The 1,643-nt window shown below is 63.4% G+C and carries 3 protein-coding genes and 1 pseudogene; all 4 read left to right on the top strand.

Features of this window, described 5'->3' with window-relative positions; genetic code table 11:
- Window positions 1–191, top strand: a pseudogene (locus EOA32_RS36925) (HPr kinase/phosphorylase); the annotation flags it as partial.
- Window positions 192–356: 165 nt separating this feature from the next.
- Window positions 357–758, top strand: coding sequence for a PTS sugar transporter subunit IIA (locus EOA32_RS36915; protein ID WP_067002921.1), 402 nt, complete (start codon window positions 357–359; stop codon window positions 756–758).
- Window positions 755–1,051 (top strand): HPr family phosphocarrier protein, encoded by a 297-nt coding sequence (locus EOA32_RS36910; RefSeq protein ID WP_095799052.1) that lies wholly within the window; start codon window positions 755–757, stop codon window positions 1,049–1,051. Before EOA32_RS36915 ends, EOA32_RS36910 begins: the two co-directional genes overlap by 4 nt.
- 171 nt (window positions 1,052–1,222) lie before the next feature.
- Window positions 1,223–1,643 (top strand): adenosylhomocysteinase (locus EOA32_RS36905; RefSeq protein WP_145971505.1); only part of this gene is annotated, 421 nt, incomplete at its 3' end.

Genomic DNA, 1,643 nt, shown 5'->3' with positions numbered 1-1,643 from the left:
CGTTCGAGCCGGGCGGCGTGATCGACCTGCACGTCCGGCTGGTGCCGAAAGAGGAAATGGCCCGCTTCCAGGAAGAAATCAGCGAGCCGGTCGCGGGCTGCCCGGTGCCGCGCATCGATCTTGCCGAGCGCAATGTTGTCACAGGCGTGCCGGCCGTGATGGCGCGGCTGTCGATAGCGCCTTTTTCATGATCCGGTCCGGATTTTTTTGCTGCAATGCGTCAAAATGGACCGGGCCGTCGCAATTTTGGGCTTGTCAACCGGCCGTGCGTCGACAAGATAGCGCTCCCGCCGCCTGGAATGGTTGGCGAACATAAAATACGCCAGTGAAGCGGCGATGACGGGAGCCACCAAAGAATGATCGGACTCGTGCTCGTGACGCACGGTCAACTCGCCACCGAGTTCCGGCATGCCGTCGAACACGTGGTGGGGCCACAGGACAATTTCGAAACGGTGGCGATCGGCGCCGACGACGACATGGAGAAGCGCCGGGCCGACATCGTCGACGCGGTGGCACGCGTCGACACCGGGGCCGGCGTCATCGTGCTCACCGACATGTTCGGCGGCACGCCTTCCAACCTCGCCATCTCGGTGATGGAATCGGGCCGCACCGAGGTCATCGCCGGCATGAACCTGCCGATGCTGATCAAGCTCTCCTCGGTCCGCAAGGGCGACAACATGGCCGCCGCGCTCGACGAGGCGCAGGCCGCGGGGCGCAAATACATCAACGTCGCCAGCCAGCTTCTGAGCAGCAAATGAACGCCCATGCGCCGGAAAAAGACGAGGTTGTGCGAGAGTTCCCGATCGTCAACCAGCGCGGCTTGCATGCCCGCGCCTCGGCCAAGTTCGTCCAGGTCGCCAGCGGCTTCGACGCAACCATTCATGTCGAGAAGGACGGCGTGAAGGTCGGCGGCACCTCGATCATGGGTCTGATGATGCTGGCGGCAAGCCCCGGCTACTCGATCCGCGTCACCGCCAGCGGTCCGCAAGCCGGTCCGGCCATGGACGCGCTGGAGCAATTGGTCGCCTCGCGCTTCGGCGAGGAAATCTGACGGTTGCCGATCGCTGCTCGCATTGTCTCGAAAGACATGCACGAATAAAGATTTCTTTATATCCCATTGTCGTTTGGCAGCCGATCTGCTAGTCAGGCCGGCAATCCGCGCCCTCCATGCGCCGTCCCGGCGCCGGCGCGCTTTTGAAGACAATCACACCGGAGCACTGCCATGACGGGTAGCAAGGACTATGTGGTCGCCGACATTTCGCTTGCCGGCTGGGGCCGCAAGGAGATCGAGATCGCCGAAACCGAGATGCCGGGCCTGATGGCCTGCCGCGAGGAATTCGGCGACAAGAAGCCGCTCAAGGGCGCGCGCATCACCGGCTCGCTGCATATGACGATCCAGACCGCGGTGCTGATCGAGACGCTGAAAGCGCTGGGCGCCGATATACGCTGGGCCTCCTGCAACATCTTCTCCACCCAGGATCACGCCGCCGCGGCGATCGCCGAGGCCGGCATTCCGGTCTTCGCGATCAAGGGCGAGTCGCTGCAGGACTACTGGGATTACACCGACCGGATCTTCCAGTGGGCCGACGGCGGCACGTCCAACATGATCCTCGACGACGGCGGCGACGCCACCATGTACATTC

Source organism: Mesorhizobium sp. M1A.F.Ca.ET.072.01.1.1, assembly GCF_004023325.1.
Lineage (GTDB): Bacteria > Pseudomonadota > Alphaproteobacteria > Rhizobiales > Rhizobiaceae > Mesorhizobium.
This window is presented reverse-complemented; position numbering and strand designations above follow the sequence as displayed.

What these genes read in the sequence shown, in the direction of transcription:
- EOA32_RS36915 (WP_067002921.1), top strand. Translation starts at nt 357, where the DNA reads ATGATCGGACTCGTGCTCGTGACGCACGGTCAACTCGCCACCGAGTTC.
- EOA32_RS36910 (WP_095799052.1), top strand. Translation starts at nt 755, where the DNA reads ATGAACGCCCATGCGCCGGAAAAAGACGAGGTTGTGCGAGAGTTCCCG.